The organism is Streptomyces sp. NPDC052301, from assembly GCF_044593395.1.
GTDB lineage: Bacteria > Actinomycetota > Actinomycetes > Streptomycetales > Streptomycetaceae > Streptomyces.
The window spans coordinates 527654-544154 of the sequence record NZ_JBIUBE010000006.1 but is presented as its reverse complement, the minus strand read 5'-3'; the positions used below and the strand labels follow the sequence as shown (position 1 = coordinate 544154).

At 70.9% G+C, this 16501-nt stretch carries 22 protein-coding genes; 13 read left to right on the top strand and 9 right to left on the bottom strand.

Translation table 11 applies throughout. From position 1 onward, the window contains the following. Positions 1-122: 122 nt before the first annotated feature. Both ACIHEJ_RS20260 and ACIHEJ_RS20255 read right to left on the bottom strand, forming a co-directional pair. The gene (locus ACIHEJ_RS20260) at positions 123-1148 is read right to left on the bottom strand and encodes a LacI family DNA-binding transcriptional regulator (protein ID WP_400137346.1); all 1026 of its coding nucleotides are present in this window, start codon (positions 1146-1148) and stop codon (positions 123-125) included. Between the two features lie 98 nt (positions 1149-1246). Then, the gene (locus ACIHEJ_RS20255; RefSeq protein ID WP_400137344.1) at positions 1247-2035 is read right to left on the bottom strand and encodes a response regulator transcription factor; all 789 of its coding nucleotides are present in this window, start codon (positions 2033-2035) and stop codon (positions 1247-1249) included. Between the two features lie 178 nt (positions 2036-2213). Here ACIHEJ_RS20255 and ACIHEJ_RS20250 point away from each other — a divergent pair, with 178 nt between their 5' ends. From ACIHEJ_RS20250 to ACIHEJ_RS20240, 3 genes are read left to right on the top strand one after another with little or no spacing between them, the layout of a single operon-like run. Next, entirely contained in the window at positions 2214-3065 is an 852-nt protein-coding gene (locus tag ACIHEJ_RS20250) for an alpha/beta hydrolase (protein WP_400137341.1), read from the top strand. A gap of 49 nt (positions 3066-3114) precedes the next feature. Next, positions 3115-3369: a MoaD/ThiS family protein gene (locus ACIHEJ_RS20245; protein ID WP_153543445.1), complete on the top strand. Its 255-nt coding sequence runs from the start codon at positions 3115-3117 to the stop codon at positions 3367-3369. 4 nt (positions 3370-3373) lie between these two features. After that, on the top strand, positions 3374-4519 hold the full coding sequence (locus ACIHEJ_RS20240; protein ID WP_400137338.1) for a hypothetical protein: 1146 nt from the start codon (positions 3374-3376) through the stop codon (positions 4517-4519). A 70-nt stretch (positions 4520-4589) separates the two neighbouring features. Here ACIHEJ_RS20240 and ACIHEJ_RS20235 read toward each other — a convergent pair whose 3' ends face one another. The 3 genes from ACIHEJ_RS20235 to ACIHEJ_RS20225 are packed head-to-tail and all read right to left on the bottom strand — an operon-like array spanning position 4590 to position 6594. After that, a complete protein-coding gene (locus ACIHEJ_RS20235) occupies positions 4590-5555 on the bottom strand; it encodes a YgfZ/GcvT domain-containing protein (RefSeq protein WP_400137336.1) in 966 nt (321 codons plus the stop codon). A gap of 9 nt (positions 5556-5564) precedes the next feature. Then, complete coding sequence (locus ACIHEJ_RS20230) at positions 5565-6002, bottom strand: Fur family transcriptional regulator (protein ID WP_400137334.1); 438 nt, start codon at positions 6000-6002, stop codon at positions 5565-5567. Positions 6003-6018: 16 nt separating this feature from the next. Beyond that, positions 6019-6594, bottom strand: coding sequence for an FABP family protein (locus ACIHEJ_RS20225; protein WP_400137331.1), 576 nt, complete (start codon positions 6592-6594; stop codon positions 6019-6021). Positions 6595-7810: 1216 nt separating this feature from the next. Here ACIHEJ_RS20225 and ACIHEJ_RS20220 point away from each other — a divergent pair. Next, complete coding sequence (locus tag ACIHEJ_RS20220; RefSeq protein WP_366014517.1) at positions 7811-8173, top strand: DsrE family protein; 363 nt, start codon at positions 7811-7813, stop codon at positions 8171-8173. Between the two features lie 70 nt (positions 8174-8243). Here the strand turns inward: ACIHEJ_RS20220 and ACIHEJ_RS20215 are convergent, their stop codons facing one another. Next, the gene (locus ACIHEJ_RS20215; protein WP_366014519.1) at positions 8244-8507 is read right to left on the bottom strand and encodes a DUF3099 domain-containing protein; all 264 of its coding nucleotides are present in this window, start codon (positions 8505-8507) and stop codon (positions 8244-8246) included. 130 nt (positions 8508-8637) lie between these two features. Here ACIHEJ_RS20215 and ACIHEJ_RS20210 point away from each other — a divergent pair, with 130 nt between their 5' ends. The 4 genes from ACIHEJ_RS20210 to ACIHEJ_RS20195 all read left to right on the top strand — a co-directional run bounded on the left by ACIHEJ_RS20210 (position 8638) and on the right by ACIHEJ_RS20195 (position 10924). Further along, the gene (locus ACIHEJ_RS20210; RefSeq protein WP_400137327.1) at positions 8638-9333 is read left to right on the top strand and encodes a DUF2993 domain-containing protein; all 696 of its coding nucleotides are present in this window, start codon (positions 8638-8640) and stop codon (positions 9331-9333) included. A gap of 198 nt (positions 9334-9531) precedes the next feature. Continuing rightward, complete coding sequence (locus ACIHEJ_RS20205) at positions 9532-9612, top strand: Ms5788A family Cys-rich leader peptide (RefSeq protein WP_350751515.1); 81 nt, start codon at positions 9532-9534, stop codon at positions 9610-9612. Positions 9613-9733: 121 nt separating this feature from the next. Beyond that, positions 9734-10579 (top strand): sulfurtransferase, encoded by an 846-nt coding sequence (locus ACIHEJ_RS20200; RefSeq protein ID WP_400137324.1) that lies wholly within the window; start codon positions 9734-9736, stop codon positions 10577-10579. Between the two features lie 57 nt (positions 10580-10636). After that, positions 10637-10924 (top strand): DUF1416 domain-containing protein, encoded by a 288-nt coding sequence (locus ACIHEJ_RS20195; RefSeq protein WP_004986406.1) that lies wholly within the window; start codon positions 10637-10639, stop codon positions 10922-10924. Positions 10925-11026: 102 nt separating this feature from the next. On the opposite strand, the gene ACIHEJ_RS20190 is transcribed toward ACIHEJ_RS20195, so the two are convergent. Together ACIHEJ_RS20190 and ACIHEJ_RS20185 are read right to left on the bottom strand one after the other, a co-directional pair. Beyond that, positions 11027-11194 (bottom strand): hypothetical protein, encoded by a 168-nt coding sequence (locus tag ACIHEJ_RS20190; RefSeq protein ID WP_400137322.1) that lies wholly within the window; start codon positions 11192-11194, stop codon positions 11027-11029. Then, positions 11191-11592, bottom strand: a complete 402-nt coding sequence (locus tag ACIHEJ_RS20185; protein ID WP_400137319.1) for a hypothetical protein — start codon at positions 11590-11592, stop codon at positions 11191-11193. Before ACIHEJ_RS20185 ends, ACIHEJ_RS20190 begins: the two co-directional genes overlap by 4 nt. 168 nt (positions 11593-11760) lie before the next feature. Here ACIHEJ_RS20185 and ACIHEJ_RS20180 point away from each other — a divergent pair, with 168 nt between their 5' ends. Both ACIHEJ_RS20180 and ACIHEJ_RS20175 read left to right on the top strand, forming a co-directional pair. Further along, positions 11761-12585, top strand: a complete 825-nt coding sequence (locus tag ACIHEJ_RS20180; RefSeq protein ID WP_400137524.1) for a helix-turn-helix domain-containing protein — start codon at positions 11761-11763, stop codon at positions 12583-12585. After that, positions 12582-12758, top strand: a complete 177-nt coding sequence (locus tag ACIHEJ_RS20175) for a DUF397 domain-containing protein (RefSeq protein ID WP_400137317.1) — start codon at positions 12582-12584, stop codon at positions 12756-12758. Before ACIHEJ_RS20180 ends, ACIHEJ_RS20175 begins: the two co-directional genes overlap by 4 nt. Here the strand turns inward: ACIHEJ_RS20175 and dtd are convergent. Further along, positions 12755-13180 (bottom strand): D-aminoacyl-tRNA deacylase, encoded by a 426-nt coding sequence (dtd, locus tag ACIHEJ_RS20170; protein ID WP_400137521.1) that lies wholly within the window; start codon positions 13178-13180, stop codon positions 12755-12757. The genes ACIHEJ_RS20175 and dtd overlap by 4 nt on opposite strands. 159 nt (positions 13181-13339) lie before the next feature. Between dtd and ACIHEJ_RS20165 the strand changes: the two genes are divergently transcribed. The 3 genes from ACIHEJ_RS20165 (at position 13340) to ACIHEJ_RS20155 (ending at position 16452) form a co-directional block, all read left to right on the top strand. Then, positions 13340-13942 carry an aerial mycelium formation protein gene (locus tag ACIHEJ_RS20165; protein ID WP_400137313.1) on the top strand — a complete coding sequence of 201 codons (603 nt, stop codon included), beginning with the start codon at positions 13340-13342 and terminating at the stop codon, positions 13940-13942. Positions 13943-13994: 52 nt separating this feature from the next. After that, positions 13995-15233 (top strand): GNAT family N-acetyltransferase, encoded by a 1239-nt coding sequence (locus ACIHEJ_RS20160; protein WP_400137311.1) that lies wholly within the window; start codon positions 13995-13997, stop codon positions 15231-15233. A gap of 304 nt (positions 15234-15537) precedes the next feature. After that, positions 15538-16452 (top strand): winged helix-turn-helix domain-containing protein, encoded by a 915-nt coding sequence (locus ACIHEJ_RS20155; RefSeq protein ID WP_400137310.1) that lies wholly within the window; start codon positions 15538-15540, stop codon positions 16450-16452. The last annotated feature ends 49 nt before the right edge of the window (positions 16453-16501 follow it).

The following is a 16501-nucleotide window of genomic DNA, read 5'->3' as shown; positions in this document are numbered from 1 at the left end:
CCCCCGCGACCATGAGAGCTTCCTGAGTGCTGACTGAGAAGCCCGGCAGAACCTCGTTTGCCCGATATGAGGAGGCTTCTCGGATGTGAGGACCAGGCTCTCACCCGGCCCTCATGAAGGGTTCAGCCGTTGCACCCGCAGCTGGTGCGCACCACCAGCCGCGACGGGAACGTCTTCAGCCGCTCCCGCCGCGACCCCGCGACCCGCAGCCCGTCGTCCAGGACCAGGTCGACCGCCGCCCGGGCCATCGCCGAGCGGTCCGAGGCGACCGTGGTGAGCGGCGGGTCGGCGAGCGCGGCCTCCTTGATGTCGTCGAAGGCGGCCACCGCCAGTTCCCCGGGCACGTCGATGCGCAGCTCGCGCGCGGCCCGCAGCAGGCCGATCGCCTGGTCGTCGGTGGAGCAGAAGACCGCCGGCGGGCGGTTCGGGCGGGACAGGATCTCCAGGGCCACCTTGTAGGCGTCGTAGCGGTTGTACGGCGCCTCGAACAGCCGGCCCTCGGTGGACAGGCCCGCCTCGGCCATGGCCCGCTTCCATCCCTCGACGTGGTCGGAGACCGGGTCGCCGACGGCCGGGGTCTCGGCCGTGCCGCCCACACAGGCGACGTACTCGTAGCCGTGCTCCAGCAGGTGGCGCACGGCGAGCTGGGCGCCGCCCAGGTCGTCCGTCACGACGGCCACGTCGTCGATGGCCTCGGGGCGCTCGTGCAGCAGCACCACGCGGGCGTCCCAGGCGTCGATCTCGGCGGCGGCCAGGTCGTTCAGGGCGTGACTGACCAGGATCAGTCCGGAGACGCGCATGCCCAGGAAGGCGCGCAGATAGTGGACCTCGCGTTCGCCGATGTAATCGGTGTTCCCGACGAGGACCATCTTTCCGCGCTCGGAGGCGGCCTGCTCCACCGCATGCGCCATCTCGCCGAAGAAGGGCTGACGGGCGTCCGGGATGATCAGGCCTATGAGGTCGGTGCGGCGCGAGGCCATCGCCTGGGCGACCCGGTCGGGCCGGTACCCCAGTTCCTTGATCGCGGCGAGGACACGCTCGCGCGTGGCCGGGGCGACCGGCCGGGGTCCGTTGTTGATGACATAACTGACGACGGCGGTGGAGGTTCCAGCCAGCCGTGCCACATCATCCCGAGTCACCTTGGCCACGCGCGGAGTCTACGCGGATGGACCCGCCCTGGGCAGGGCATATCAAGGGTTGGATGTGCGGAAGCAATGCCCCGCACGAGTGGTCTTCCCGCGGTGCGTCAGGCGTCGGCGTGGATCTCGGTGCCGTCCAGCACGGTGGATGCGGACGAAGTGTCCGCATTCTTCGCCTTCGCCCGGTCCGCCTTCGCCTTTGCGTCCTCGCCGGACCGGTCGGGCTTCTCGGGCGTAACGAATCGATAACCGACGTTCCGGACGGTGCCGATCAGCGACTCGTGCTCCGGGCCGAGCTTGGCCCGCAGCCGCCGCACGTGCACGTCCACCGTGCGGGTGCCACCGAAGTAGTCGTAGCCCCACACCTCCTGCAGCAGCTGGGCCCGGGTGAAGACCCGCCCCGGATGCTGGGCGAGGTACTTCAGCAGCTCGAACTCCTTGAAGGTCAGGTCCAGGACCCGCCCCTTGAGCTTCGCGCTGTACGTCGCCTCGTCCACCGACAGATCGCCGTTGCGGATCTCCATCGGCGAGTCGTCGGCCCCGATCTGCTGCCGGCCCATGGCCAGCCGCAGCCGCGCCTCGACCTCCGCGGGACCCGCGGTGTCGAGGAGGACGTCGTCGACGCCCCAGTCGGCCGTGACGGCGGCGAGGCCGCCCTCGGTGACCACGAGGAGCAGCGGACATCCGGGACCCGTGGAGCGCAGCAGCTGGCAGAGACTGCGGACCTGGGGCAGGTCGCGGCGGCCGTCGACGAGGATGACGTCGGCGCCGGGGGTGTCGACGAGGGCGGGGCCCTCCGCCGGGGCCACCCGCACGTTGTGCAGCAGCAGGCCGAGGGCGGGCAGCACCTCCGTCGACGGCTGGAGGGCGTTGGTCAGGAGCAGCAGAGAACTCATACGTCTGGTTCCTCCTCGGTCCCTGCGAGGCTGTGCGGACGGGCACTGCTCTGCGATCCCGGGGGCCCGTACACCGGCGGTCACCTGAGGTTTCCCGCTTCGTATACAACGCTTCCGAAAGCACAAAAGGACCCGGGGGCTACGCTGCCCGAGTCCTCTGCCCAGCAGAATAGCCCACATGAGCAACCGTTCGGCAGGTCATGTGGCACGTTCCACCGTTCGTCCGAATCCCGAGACAGGCGGACGGGCCCCTATCCGGACGTTCCTGCACAGTACCGACGGAATCCCGATCGATTCCGTATACGATCCGCCCGCTGTTGTATACGAAACCGCATCCGACGCCTCCCGGCCACTCGCCGGCGACCTGGTGTTCGTGATCGCCCACGGCTTCACCGGGGACGTGGACCGCCCGCACGTACGAAGGGTGGCGGGCGTGCTGCGCGGTCACGGCGCCGTCGTCACCTTCTCCTTCCGCGGCCACGGACGCTCGGGCGGCCGGTCCACGGTCGGCGACAAGGAGGTCCTGGACCTCGCCGCCGCCGTCGACTGGGCCCGCGGCTTCGGGCACGCGCGCGTGGTCAGCGTCGGCTTCTCCATGGGCGGCTCGGTCGTCCTGCGGCACGCGGCCCTGCACCCCCGCACGGTCGACGCGGTGGTCTCGGTCAGCGCCCCGGCCCGCTGGTACTACCGGGGTACCGCCCCCATGCGCCGTCTGCACTGGCTGGTCACCCGTCCCGAGGGCCGCCTGGTCGGCCGCTACGGCCTGCGCACCCGCATCCACCACCGCGAATGGGACCCGGTGCCCCTGTCCCCGGTGGAGTCGGTTCCCCGGATCGCCCCCACCCCCCTGCTCGTCGTCCACGGCGACCGCGACGGCTACTTCCCCCTCGACCACCCCCGGATGCTCGTCGAAGCGGCCGGTGACCACGGCGAACTCTGGGTCGAACCGGGCATGGGCCACGCGGAGCACGCGACGGACGAAGCCCTCCTCACCCGGATCGCGGACTGGGCGCGGGGCGCGGCGGGCTAGCCTGACACCATCTGTCTTTGTTGTTATCCGCCGCCGATTGAGGAACGAGATGCCCAAGGTCACGGTGCGCTACTGGGCCGCCGCGAAGGCCGCCGCCGGTGTCGCCGAGGAGCCGTACGACGCGGACACGCTCGCCGACGCGCTGGCCGCCGTCCGCGCGCGGCACCCCGGCGAACTGACGCGCGTGCTGCAGCGATGCTCCTTCCTCGTCGACGGTGACCCCGTCGGGACACGCGCGCATGAGACGGTACGGCTGGCCGAGGGCGGCACGGTCGAGGTGCTCCCGCCGTTCGCAGGAGGGTGAGGCGATGAGCGACCAGCCGTATCAGGGCGGCCCGTACGAGGGCTACGACCCCTACCAGCAGCAGCCCGCGCCACAGAACTGGCCCGGCCACGACCCGTACGCCCAGCCCGGCTACGACCCCCAGGCGACCCAGCAGTGGCAGGGCCGGACGTGGGAGACGCAGACGCACGCGCCGGTGCAGGCGCAGGGGGCCGAGACGGCGTACCTGCCGCAGCACCAGTACCAGCAGCCCCCGCAGGCACAGCAGTACGCCGAGCCGCAGCAGGCGCAGTACGCACCGCAGCCGCAGCCGGAACCGGCGATGGCCCGGGCCCAGGGTCCGGCACCGGCCCAGACGCCGGAATCCGAGTCCGGGCCGGCCTACGGCCCCGCCACACTCGGCGGCAACGCCCGGATCACCGACGCACAGCGGGCGCGCCTGGAGGGCCGCTCGCCGATCATCGATCCCGGAATGCAGCCGGCGCTGCTCACCGCGCTCCTGGGCCTGCTGCTGGCCGCCACGGCGCCCGTCGCCTCGTACGCCCTCGTCGTCCCGCTGGTGCTGCTCCAGGCGGTCACCGCGGCGGGCTGGTTCCGGCTCAACGGCATGTGGCCGGCCCGGCAGGGCATCGCGCTGGCCTTCGCTGGCGGCCTGACGGCCGACGTGGCCGTCCTGGCCGCCGGCCGCGACCACGCCCCGGTCGCGATCCTCGGCCCGCTCGGCGTCTGGGTCCTGCTGTCCCTGGTGCTGCAGCTGCGCTCGCACGCGTCGCCGGACGAGCGGATGTACGGCCTGATGGCCACGGTCGCCTCGGCGGCGCTGACGGTCCTGGCGACCGGGTACCTGGCCGCGGACACCCACGCGGTGTCGGTCGGCGCGGCGGCGGTGGCGGTGGCCGTCCTGGCCCGCGCCCTGCCGCTGCCCACCCCGGCGTCGGTGGTCGTCGCGGTTCTGGCGGCGGCCGGCGCGGGGATCGCCGTGGGTGGGATGACGGGGCTGGGCGCGAAGGGCGCCCTGCTCGGCGGAGCCGCCGGCGTCTGCGCGCTGATCGGCCACCGGGTGGCCGCCTACGACTACCCGTCCCGCTTCGTCCACTTCACAGCGGGCGTGGCCCTGCCCCTGTCGGCAGCGGCACCGGTGGTGTGGGTACTGGGACGCACGCTGGGCTAGGCGCAACGCCGGCCGCGGGGCTGGTCGTGCTCACGACCAGCCCGCCACCCCACCGAGCCGCAGCCGCCCCCTACGGCTCGACCACGGTCTCCTGCGCCGCCGCCGTCTCTCCGGCCAGGAGCCTGGCGTCGGTCGGGACGTTCCGCTTCACCAGTGCCAGGGCCACCGGTCCCAGTTCGTGGTGGCGCACGGACGTGGTCACGAAACCGATCTTGCGGCCGTCGGGCCCCTCGTCCGCGAGCCGGATCTCCGTGCCCGCCACCGGCAGGTGCACCTCGCTGCCGTCCAGGTGCAGGAAGACCAGGCGCCGGGGCGGCTTGCCGAGGTTCTGCACCCGGGCCACGGTCTCCTGCCCCCGGTAGCACCCCTTCTGCAGATGCACGGCCGTACCGATCCAGCCCAGCTCGTGCGGGATCGTGCGGTGGTCGGTCTCGAAACCGAGCCGCGGCCGGTGGTGCTCGACGCGCAGCGCCTCGTAGGCGAGCAGGCCCGCGGCGGGCCCGTGCGTGGCCGCGAAGGACTCCAGGTCCTCCCGGGGCAGGAACAGATCACGCCCGTACGCCGTCTCGCGCACGACGACGCCCTGCGGTACCTCGGCGATGGACCCGGCGGGCAGGTGGACGACCGCGAAGTCGGCGGTCCGGTCGGCGACCTCGACCCGGTAGAAGAACTTCATCGACTCCAGGTACGCGATCAGCGCGTCCTGGGTGCCGGGCTCCACGTGCGCCCAGACGGTCGTCCCGTCGTCCACCAGGTACAGGGCGTGCTCGATGTGCCCGTGCGCGGACAGGATCAGCGCCTCGGTGGCCTGGCCGACGGGCAGTTCGCTGACGTGCTGGGTGAGCAGCAGGTGCAGCCAGCTGAGGCGGTCGTCGCCGGTGACGGCGACGACACCGCGGTGCGAGAGATCGACGAAGCCGGTGCCGTCGGCGAGGGCACGCTGCTCACGGAACAGGTCGCCGTAGTGGGCGGCGACACCTTCGTCCACACCCTCGGCAGGGACGGCGCCGGGCAGGGACAGCAGAGGGCTCTTCATACCGTCAGCCTACGACGTGGTAGTTGAGCTCCTCGGCGCACAGTCCTTGCACCGCCCGAAGATCGCGAAGTGCTTCATGTCGGTGTCGAACCCGAACTGCTGCCGCAGCTTGGCGGTGAACTCGGCGGCCACGTCCACGTCGGCCTCGACCACGTTCTCGCAGTCCCGGCACACCAGGTGCAGATGGTGGTGGCGGTCGGCGAGGTGGTAGGTGGGCGCACCATGGCCGAGATGGGCGTGGCTGACCAGGCCCAGCTCCTCCAGCAGCTCCAACGTGCGGTAGACGGTGGAAATGTTGACCCCCGACGCCGTCTTCCTCACTTCCACGAGGATGTCGTCGGGGGTCGCGTGCTCAAGGGTGTCCACGGCTTCGAGGACAAGCTGCCGCTGCGGCGTCAGCCGGTAGCCACGCTGCCTGAGGTCGCTCTTCCAGTCGGTGCTCACCACACCGACGAGTGTATGGCTACTTGAAGAATGCGATGCCGTCGTCCGGCATGTCGTCCGGAAGGGCCTTGGCCCAGCGCTCGACGTCCTCGGGGGTGACGACCTTCTTCAGCTGGGCCGACATGTACGGGCGCAGCGGAACCTCGGGGGTCTGCTTCTCGCCCACCCACATGAGGTCGCTCTTGACGTAGCCGTAGAGGCGCTTGCCCCCGTTGTACGGCTGCGAGGCGGCCGTACGGGCGACGGCGTCCGTCACCAGGTCGATCTGCGGCTTCTTGTCGGCCATCTCGCCGTACCAGATCTCGATGACACCGTCGTCGCGGGTCATCGTGACCTCGACCTTGCGATTCGCGTCGATGCGCCAGAAGCCGTGCTCGGTCTCCAGCGGGCGGACCTTGTTGCCGTCCTGGTCCAGCACCCAGGTCTGCGAGTGGTACTCGAGGAAGTCCCGGCCGTCGTGGCTGAAACTGACCTCCTGCCCGAAGTTGCACTTCTCCGAGCCGGGGAAGTCGTGCACGCCGGCGCCGGCCCAGTTGCCGAGCAGGAAGGCGAGCGGGACCAGGTCCTTGTGCAGGTCGGACGGGATCTCGATCATGAGTGGCAGCTTTCCTGGGAGAGGGTCAGCGCTGACCCTGGTACAGCTTCTTCACGGTCAGACCGGCGAAGGCGAGCACGCCGACGCAGACCAGGACCAGCAGGATTTCGAAGAAGGCTTCCACGGGTGCTCCTTGAGCGAGGGTGGGCGGACGACAGAGCCGGGCCCCAGCTTACGCGGCCGGAGCCCGGCCCTCCTGACGAGGTCCCTCGGGCGAGCAGCTCGCTCCGCAGGGTCACGGTCTGCCGGAACGGCACGGGATTCGCGCCTCCCCGGCGGGACTGTGTGATCACCGCGATGGTGTCCCCGGCCCCGACATAGGCCTGCCGGACCTGCTCGGCACCGTACGGCTCGACCTCGGCGTAGGGGGTGAGCGTGAGGTCCTTGATCCGCGCCTTGTACGGGAACATCACGTCTAGGTCGTAGGCGTCGGCGCCGCGCACCGGGTGGACGGGGGCCGCGGACCCGGCCGGCCCGCCGCTCATCAGGTCGTCGACGACGGCGGCCGTGGCGAACTGAAGCAGCTGGATCCGCGTCCGCGTCCCGTCCGGGGTGGTCCAGCCGCGGGCCGCGATGTGGCGCAGGCCGTAGTCGGTGAGTTTCTGTCCCAGCCGCCGCCGGTCGTCCTCGTCCGGGAACCGGGCGAGGAAGTCCCGGACCTTCAGCCACCCGTCGTCACCGCGCAGCGCCTTGTCCTCGCCGGCTCCCTTCGGCGCGCGCAGCACCGGGGCGCGCGCCGGACTTGGCCGGACTTGAAGGGGGCCTGCCGCGCGCCGCTCGGCTTCTTCAGCAGCAGCTTGCGCAGGTCACCGTCGACCTCGACCCGGCGGTCCTGGGACGCGGAGAGGGGTTCCGGCGCGCCGCCCCGGGCCCGGGCGAGGTGCGGCTGCGACAGCGGGGGCAGCCCGGTGGGCTTGCGGTCGGCCCGGACGAGGTATCCGGCGCAGGTGAACGGCGATCAGTCCGAGCACGGCGGCACCGGCGAGAAACAGGGGCGTACGGCCCCGCCGCCGCACCGGCGGCGCGGCCGGCGCCCCGGCGCTCGACGGTTCCGGCTCGGCCTCCGGCTCCGCCTCCGGCGTGGTGGTTCTCTCGGGCACTTCCAAGGATCGGTCTCCCCCCAGGCAACGGGAACCGCGGATTCCTCGACCCGCGCGTTCACAGGACGCTCGTGGCATGCGCATGAAGTTGTAGCCGAGCGGATTACGATTCAGCCATGGCGAAGAAGCTCGTGATCAAGGTGACCGCAGGGGCCGACGCACCCGAGCGTTGCTCGCAGGCGTTCACGGTGGCGGCGGTGGCCGTGGCCAGCGGGGTCGAGGTCTCGCTGTGGCTGACCGGGGAGTCGTCGTGGTTCGCGCTGCCGGGGCGGGCGGCCGAGTTCGAGCTGCCGCACGCGGCCCCGCTGCCGGACCTGCTCGACTCGGTCCTCGCGGCCGGCCGCATCACCCTGTGCACCCAGTGCGCGGCCCGGCGCGAGATCACCGAGAAGGACGTCATCGAGGGCGTACGGATCGCGGGCGCCCAGGTCTTCGTCCAGGAAGCCCTGGCGGACGACGCCCAGGCCCTCGTCTACTGAGCCCCCCGGGACAGCCGGACCCGGCGGGCCTCCTCGGACTCGGTGAGAGCCCGGCCAAGGGGCGGGTTTCCTACTGCCGCGGACGCTTCTTGCCGTCCAGTTCGTCCCACCACTCGTCCGACTGGGGGTCCCCGGACGGGTCGTCCCACCAGCGGTCCTCCGGGCCCCGGCGGTTGGCGATCATCGCGGCGACCGGCGGGATGACCATGGCGACGACACACATACCGACGGCCGCGGGGACGGACCAGATGCGCACGACCCCCCACGCCAGGACGAAGAGACCGATGCAGATCCCCATCATGGCGAAGTAGATGTGACGACGCCGGGCGTACATGGTTCCAGAGTAGGGCGAGCGGCCCCTGTCACAACCGATCGACAAAGACCGTGCGGCCGCACCGGGCAGGGTTACCGTGGCGTACGCCGTACCGCTTCGTACACCGCCGCCGACCCGGGGGAAACACCACATGCGTGCCCTGCGAATACTGCTGATCCTCGTCGTGATCCTGGGCGTGCTGTTCGTGATCGTGGACAGAGTCGCCGTGCACTTCGCCGAGGGCGAGGCCGCCGACAAACTGAAGTCGTCGCAGAACCTGGCCTCCACCCCGGACGTGGACATCACGGGCTTCCCCTTCCTCACCCAGGTCGCGGGCGGCTCGCTGGACGACGTCCAGGTGGGGATCAAGGACTACGAGGCGACCACCGGCACCGCCGGCAAGACGATCCGGATCGCCGACCTGAAGGCCGACATGAAGGGCGTCTCCTTCTCCGGTGACTACAGCTCCGCCACCGCGGCCGACGCGTCCGGTACCGCGACGATCGCGTACGACCAGCTGCTGGGCGCGGTCAAGGACGAGCCGGTCGAGCTGCCCCTGGGCGCCACCGGCAAGGTGACCGGCCTCGCCTACGGCGGCAACGGCAAGGTCAGGGCCACGGTCGAGGTCGCCGGTGTGCCGCTCCCGGTGCTCGGCACGGTCACGGTCAAGGGCGACACCGTGAAGGTGCACGCCGACGGGCTGCCCAAGTTCGGCAACCGGGCGCTCGACGTCTCCGAGGTGAAGATCGGCGCCCTTCCCGGCGGCATCAGGCTGGACAAGGTGCAGGCCGCCCAGGACGGCGTGGAGATCACCGTGAAGGGTTCGGACGTCAAGCTGGCGGGGTAGGACCAGGGCCGGTGGACAGGAACCGTCCGACTGGCGAGACGATCAGGTCCGCGGCGCAGCCGCGGTGACCCCCACGAGCGCCCGGTGGCCGTGCGAAGACGCCCCGGGCGCTCTTCGCATCCCGCTATTCGGACGATCGCGTCTCGCGATATGACACGCCGGTGACATGTCCGCCCGGACGTCCCTACGATCGAGCCCATGAAGCGACAGGCGGATCTCACGAAGCGGCGGGCAGTGGACCTGTGCCGCGTTGCCGCCATGCTCTGTCGCCCCTTCTGAGCGAAAGTCCCCGACTTCCGCATCACACCCCCCGCCCTGCTGGAAGGGCACCCGTGCGCCCCGAAGCGCGCACCCCTCTTACTCGCACGCCCCGCCGCAACTGCCCCGGAGGAGAAAGAGCATGAGCCGCACCGACGTCCTGGTCGATGCCGACTGGCTGCAGGAGCACCTGGACGACCCGGCCATCGCCATCGTCGAGGTGGACGAGGACACGTCCGCCTACGAGAAGAACCACATCAAGAACGCGATCCGCATCGACTGGACGAAGGACCTCCAGGACCCGGTGCGCCGTGACTTCATCGACCAGGAGGGCTTCGAGAAGCTCCTGTCGAAGAAGGGCATCGCCAACGACACCCTGGTGATCCTCTACGGCGGCAACAACAACTGGTTCGCGTCCTACGCCTACTGGTACTTCAAGCTGTACGGCCACGAGAACGTCAAGCTCCTCGACGGCGGCCGCAAGAAGTGGGAGCTGGACGCCCGCGAGCTCGTCGCCGGCGACGACGTCCCCGAGCGCCCGGCCACCGACTACAAGGCCAAGGCCCAGGACACCTCCATCCGCGCCTTCCGTGACGACGTCGTCGCCGCGATCGGCTCGCAGAACCTCGTCGACGTCCGCTCGCCCGACGAGTTCTCCGGCAAGCTGCTCGCCCCGGCCCACCTCCCGCAGGAGCAGTCGCAGCGTCCGGGCCACGTCCCGAGCGCCCGCAACATCCCGTGGTCGAAGAACGCCAACGACGACGGCACCTTCAAGTCGGACGAGGAGCTGAAGGCCCTCTACGCCGACGAGAACGTGGACCTCGCCAAGGACACGATCGCCTACTGCCGCATCGGTGAGCGCTCGGCCCTGACCTGGTTCGTGCTGCACGAGCTGCTCGGTGTGGAGAACGTCAAGAACTACGACGGCTCCTGGACCGAGTACGGCTCCCTCGTCGGCGTGCCGATCGAGCTCGGCGCCAACAAGTAAGCCCCGCAGGTACCCATCCCGACCGACCTCCCGGTCAGACCCCTCTGGAGAAACAGCATGTGTGGAGCGAAGGCCGGCGGCCCGGACGCCTCGACGATCAAGCCCGGTGAGACCACGATCCAGGGTCAGGTGACCCGCGACGGCGAGCCGGTGACCGGCTACGTCCGTCTGCTGGACTCGACCGGCGAGTTCACCGCGGAGGTGCCGACCTCCGCCACGGGGCAGTTCCGTTTCTACGCGGCCGAGGGCACGTGGACCGTTCGCGCGCTGGTGCCGGGCGGCACCGCGGACCGCACGGTTGTGGCCCAGCAGGGCGGACTCGCCGAGGTCGCGATCGCGGTCTGAGTGCATCGAGGGCACCGAGTGCTCTGAGTGACGGCTGAGGGCCGCATCTCCCTCCGGGTTGGACGCCGGGGAGGTGCGGCCCTTCGGCATGTCGGCGTGCGGTCAGGGCCGCGGCCCGGGTACGGGAGGCCGGTGGTCCCGCGCGCCGTGCACCCCGGGACGGAACGGCGGTAACGCGTAGGCCGGCCACGGGGTCGCCCGGTCTTGTGGCGCCGCCCGCTCCTGCTGCCGCCTGCACTCCTCGTACGGCAGGCCCTGTCCGGTGCTCATGCGCGGTGCTCCTTCCGCTGGTGCTGGCGCAGCAGGACGTTCGCGTCGGTCTCGGCGCTGTGGTCGTACGCCGCCCGCGCGGCCTCCCGGCGTCCCGCCAGGTCCGCGCACGTGCCGCAGCCCGGGACGGCTCGCGGCGGCCGGCCGATCCGGTCCAGGGGCGGGGACAGCGACGGCACGGTTCCGCTGCGGTGGTTGACGGCCCGGACGCTCGCGCCGAGCCGCTCCTGGTCCGTGGCCGGCCGCAGCGTCCTCGGATCGGCCTCCCACTCCCGCCCGCCTCCGACGGGGCGGAGCAGCACATAGGGACCGGCCCGGTCGCGGTACTCGCCGACCTTGGCCGTCGCCGGGTCGTAGCAGAGGGACCCGGGTTCGAGGGGTTCCGACGCCGTTGTCATCAGGCTCCGCTCCTTTCCGTGAACGCCTGTGCGCAGAGCGAGCACAGGACTACGCTACGTGTTCGTGGCGTTACGAGCATGACGTACGGCGAGGGCGTTCGGGCCGTTGAGCGGCCCAAATTCAACGTCGGCGCCGCCAAATTCAACAAATTCAACAGGAGCGGTGCGATGCCACAGCGGCTGGTGATCACGGGGCGGAGCCAGGAGCCGAGGGGGCGGTTCGCCGAGGAACTGCGGCGCCTGAGGACCGAGCGCGGCCTGAGCCTGCGGGACCTCGCGAAGGAGGTGGGCTGGGACGCGTCCCAGTTCAGCAAGATGGAGAGCGGGCGGACGCTGGGCGGTCCCGAGGTCGTCCAGGCGCTGGACCAGTTCTACGGGACTCCGGGGCTGCTGGTGACGCTGTGGGAGCTGGCGGTGGCCGACCCGACGCAATTCAAGGAGCAGTACCGGCGGTACATGATCCTGGAGTCCGAGGCGGTGAACCTGTGGCACTACGCCGTGAGCAGGCCCCCTGGCCTTCTGCAGACCGACGGCTACGCGCGTGAGGCGCTTGCGGCGGGCGGCCTCATGGGGCCGGAGCTGGACCAGCAGGTCGAAGCGCGCGTCGGCCGACGGGAGTTGCTGAAGGGCGGCGACGCACCGACGTTCCGGAGCATCCTTTCCGAGGCGGTGCTGCGGACTCCGCTGCGCGAGGCGCGGGGTTGGCAGGAGCAGCTGGAGTACTTGGTGGAGGCTTCGGAGCGCCCGAACGTCACGGTCCAGGTGCTGCCGTTCGGTGCAGGCTCTCACGGTTTGGCGAGCACCGACCTGATGTTCCTCCGGCTGCTGGACAGTCGTACCGTGGCTTACGCCGAGAACGACGCACACGGTGAACTGATCGAAGAACCAAGCAGGGTTGAGCGTTTCCAGCGAACCTATGATGCGGTGCGTGACATGGCCCTGCCCCCGGCCGAGTCGCGGAAGTTCATCCTGAGGATGGTGGAGGAAGCGTGACGTGGCGTAAGAGCAGCTACAGCAACTCGGACGGCGGTCAGTGCCTCGAAGTCGCCGACGGCAACCCCTCCGTCGTCCCCGTCCGCGACAGCAAGGACCCCGCCCGCGGAACCCTTCTCTTCCGGGCCACCGCCTGGGCCGCCTTCGTGGACGGGGTCAAGCGGGAGGGCTAGATCTCCAGCAGCACCGTGAAGGGCCCGTCGTTCGTCAGGGACACCCGCATCCGGGCGCCGAAGCGGCCCGTCGCCACCGTCGCGCCGAGTGCCCGCAGCTGGGCCACCACCTCGTCCACGAGAGGCTCGGCGACATCGCCGGGGGCCGCCGCGTTCCAGGTCGGCCGGCGGCCCTTGCGGGCGTCGCCGTAGAGCGTGAACTGGCTGATCACCAGCAGCGGGGCGTCGATGTCGCTGCACGACCGCTCGTCGGCCAGCATCCGGATCGACCAGAGCTTGCGGGCCAGCTGGGCCGCCTTCTCCTTGGTGTCCTCGTGGGTCACCCCGACGAGGACGCACAGCCCCTCGCCCTCGATCGCGCCCACCGTCTCGCCGTCCACGACGACGCTCGCGCCGTCCACCCTCTGCACCACCGCTCGCATGCGGACCATGATGCCGGGTTCCCCGGGCGCCCTCACAGGGGGCTCAATATGGATCTCTTACCGCCCATCTGGGGCTGTTCGGGGGCACTCGGTCACATAGCGGCCACTTGGGGTGGCACGATGCTTGCACACGCGGGTCGAGGGGACGGTCAGAAGCACATGAGCACACCGAGTACCAGCGGGCAGCTGGGGACGCAGGGGTCGTACCGGCCGCCCGCCCAGCGCGCCGACGGCCCCGGGGGCCCGGCGCTGCCCGCGGAGCCTCCCGAGCACGATCTGGCCCGGCTGAGCCTGCCCGAGCTGCGCGTCCTGCGCCGTGACGCCCAGCGCGACGAGGCCGACCTCAGCTATGTGCGGCGGCTGCTGCAGGGCCGGATCGACATCCTGCGCGCCGAGCTGTGCCGGCGCGGGCGGGCCTCCGTGCCGGCGCCCGCGGACGGTTCCATGGTGGACCGGCTCCCGGAGATCCTGAGGGACGCCCCGGCCCGGCACCGTTCCTCGGCCCGCCATGTCACGCTCGGCACCCCGCACAACGAGGAGTACCGGCAGCTGGCCGCCGAGATGCTCGGCGAGGTCGAGCTGAGCGATCTCGAGGCGCGTACCGATCTCGAACTGAACAGTGCGATGGGGCGGCTGGTGCGCTACGAGCAGGAGGTGTCCCGGTGCCGCCAGCGGCTGCAGCACACGGCCGACGACTGCAGCGGCGAGATCGCGCGCCGGTACCGGGAGGGTGAGGCGCAGGTCGACGACCTGCTGGCCTGACCCGCGGGAAAACGGGGCGACACTCGTCGGGCCGGGTGTCTATCGTGGCCCGATGAGCGACGTACGCACGGTCACCGAGGCCGACTTCGAGGACTGGCACCGCGCCCTGAACACCGGTTTCCTGCAGCCTCCCGTGTTCACGCCCGAGCAGATCGAGGCCCGCCGCAGGCAGTTCGTCCCGGGTCGGCTGCTCGGCGCCTTCGACAACGGCCGGTGCGTGGCCACCTTTCGCTCCTTCGCGCAGGAACTGACCGCGGTGGGCGGTGCGCCGGTCCCCGCCGACGCCATCTCCAACGTCACCGTGAGTCCCACCCACCGCCGCCGCGGCCTGCTGAGCCGCATGATGGGGCAGGACCTCGCGGCGGCGAAGGAGCGCGGTGATGTCGTCGCCACCCTGATCGCCGCCGAGTACCCGATCTACGGGCGGTACGGCTTCGGGCCCGCGACCTGGACGACCCGGTGGGCCGTCGAGGTCACCCGGGCCGGCCTCGACCCGCGCTGGTCGGGCCCGGTGGACGGCGGGCGGATCGACCTGGTGGACGGCGAGGACGTGCGCAAGCTCGGCCCCGAGCTGTACGAGCGCTTCCGCCGCGCCCAGCCCGGCGCGGTCAGCCGCGACGAGCTGTGGTGGCAGGTGCACACCGGAGCGGTCCGCTTCCACGACACGTGGACCGAGCCTTTCTACGCCGTCCACCGGGCGGCCGACGGCGAGGTCCAGGGTCTGGTGTCGTACAAGTCCGACGAGACCTGGAACGGCAAGCAGCCGGAACAGACCGCCACCGTGCAGAAGCTCATCGCGACCACTCCGGCGGCCGAGCGGGCGCTGTGGCACTACCTGTGCTCGATCGACTGGATCACCAAGGTCGACAGCGGTTACCGCGGCCCCGACGACCTGCTGCCCCACTACCTCCCCGACCCGCGCGCGGCCCGGGTCACCGAGCAGGCGGACTGGCTGTGGGTGCGGATCCTGGACGTCGTACGGGCCCTGGAGGCGCGGACGTACGAGGGTGAGGGCTCGCTGGTGCTGGAGGTCGTCGACGCCGCCGGTCTCGCCGGGGGCCGGTTCCGGCTGGAGGCGGGTCCGGACGGGGCGTCGTGCACGCCGGCGGGCGGTGCGAGCGCGGATCTCACGCTGGACGTGGCCGAGTTGGCGTCGGTGTGGCTCGGCGGTCAGTCGCCGCTGCGGCTCGCCGCGCTCGGCCGGGTCCAGGAACAGCGAGAGGGCGCCGCCCGTAAGGCCGACGCCCTGTTCCGCTCGCCCGGGCGGCCGTGGTGCCCGGACATCTTCTGACCACCCTTCCGCCGACGACACGCTGACTGTTCATCCGTAGCGAGCTGTTCAGTTGTGGCTGTGCTCTGCGGTGTTCAGTTGTGGCTGTGCCATGTCGTGTTCAGTTGTGACTGTGCGCTCCGGTGGCCGTCCCCTGTCCGGGCTCCCGGCTCCCCTCCGGATGGGAGCCCGGTCGGCCAACCACTGGGAAGCTCGACCATGTCCTGCAAGTTGGCAGCCAACTTCACTGTTCTTATCTCCGCGCTGAACCGTCTCATAACCAGCTGCCGGTGAACTGCCTAAAGATGGCGGGAAGTTGTAGTGTTTGTCCGTGGACCCGGAGCACGCCTCCGTCAGTGGACGGACGAGGCCACAGCGGTCACGCTCGTCCCACCAGGAGATCGCCGACGAACTGCGCAACCGGATCAGGTCCGGTGAGCTGCGGCCGGGTCAGCGCATGCCCACGCAGGCCGAGCTGGCCGACGAGTTCGGCGTGGAGCGCGGGCGGGTGCGGCAGGCGCTGCGCGTCCTGCAGTCGGAGCATCTGCTCACCAACGTTTCCAAGGGCAGCCCGGCCACGGTGGCCGGGGTCCCGGGGCCGGCGCGCCCCTTCGCCGGGCCGGCCGCGCCGCCCCAGCCCACCACGGTGGGCCTGGCGCCGCGCATCGCGGCGGCCTTCGCCGCGCCCCATGTGGAGATCGACGCGCTCTGTCTGACCTCGGTCTCGCTGACGCTGGCCGTCGGCGAGCCGCTGCGGGAGATCCACGCGGGCCGTTTGAAACCGGCCAAGATCGACGTCCGGGTGCTGCTCCCCAGCCGGGACATCGAGCTGGCCTTCCCGACTCCGGTGGACGCCGACGACGGTGGTCTGCTGCACCGGCGCTGGCTGGCCCAGCGCAACGCCCAGGGGCAGGTGCTGCAGCAGAACCTGCTGGCCCTGCGGACCACGCACGGCATCGACGTGCGGGTCTCCTTCCGCGCCCTGCCGTTCACCCCGCCGGTCAAGCTGTACCTGCTCAACGGGGCCGAGGCGCTGTTCGCGTACTACACGCTGCGGCGCCGGGAGCGGGAGATCGAGCACGAGCAGCTGAAGCTGTACGACGCCGACGGCACGCGCTCGATGCTGTTCGCCTTCGAGGAGCGGGCCGGGCAGCGGGACGCGGCGTTCGTGGAGCAGTCGCGCCTGTGGTTCGACGCGCTGTGGGGGACGATCAGCTCGGAGCTAATGCTCACTTCCTGAAGGCCGCCCCGCACGGCCCGGATCCCGGTACCGCACATCCGGTCGCACG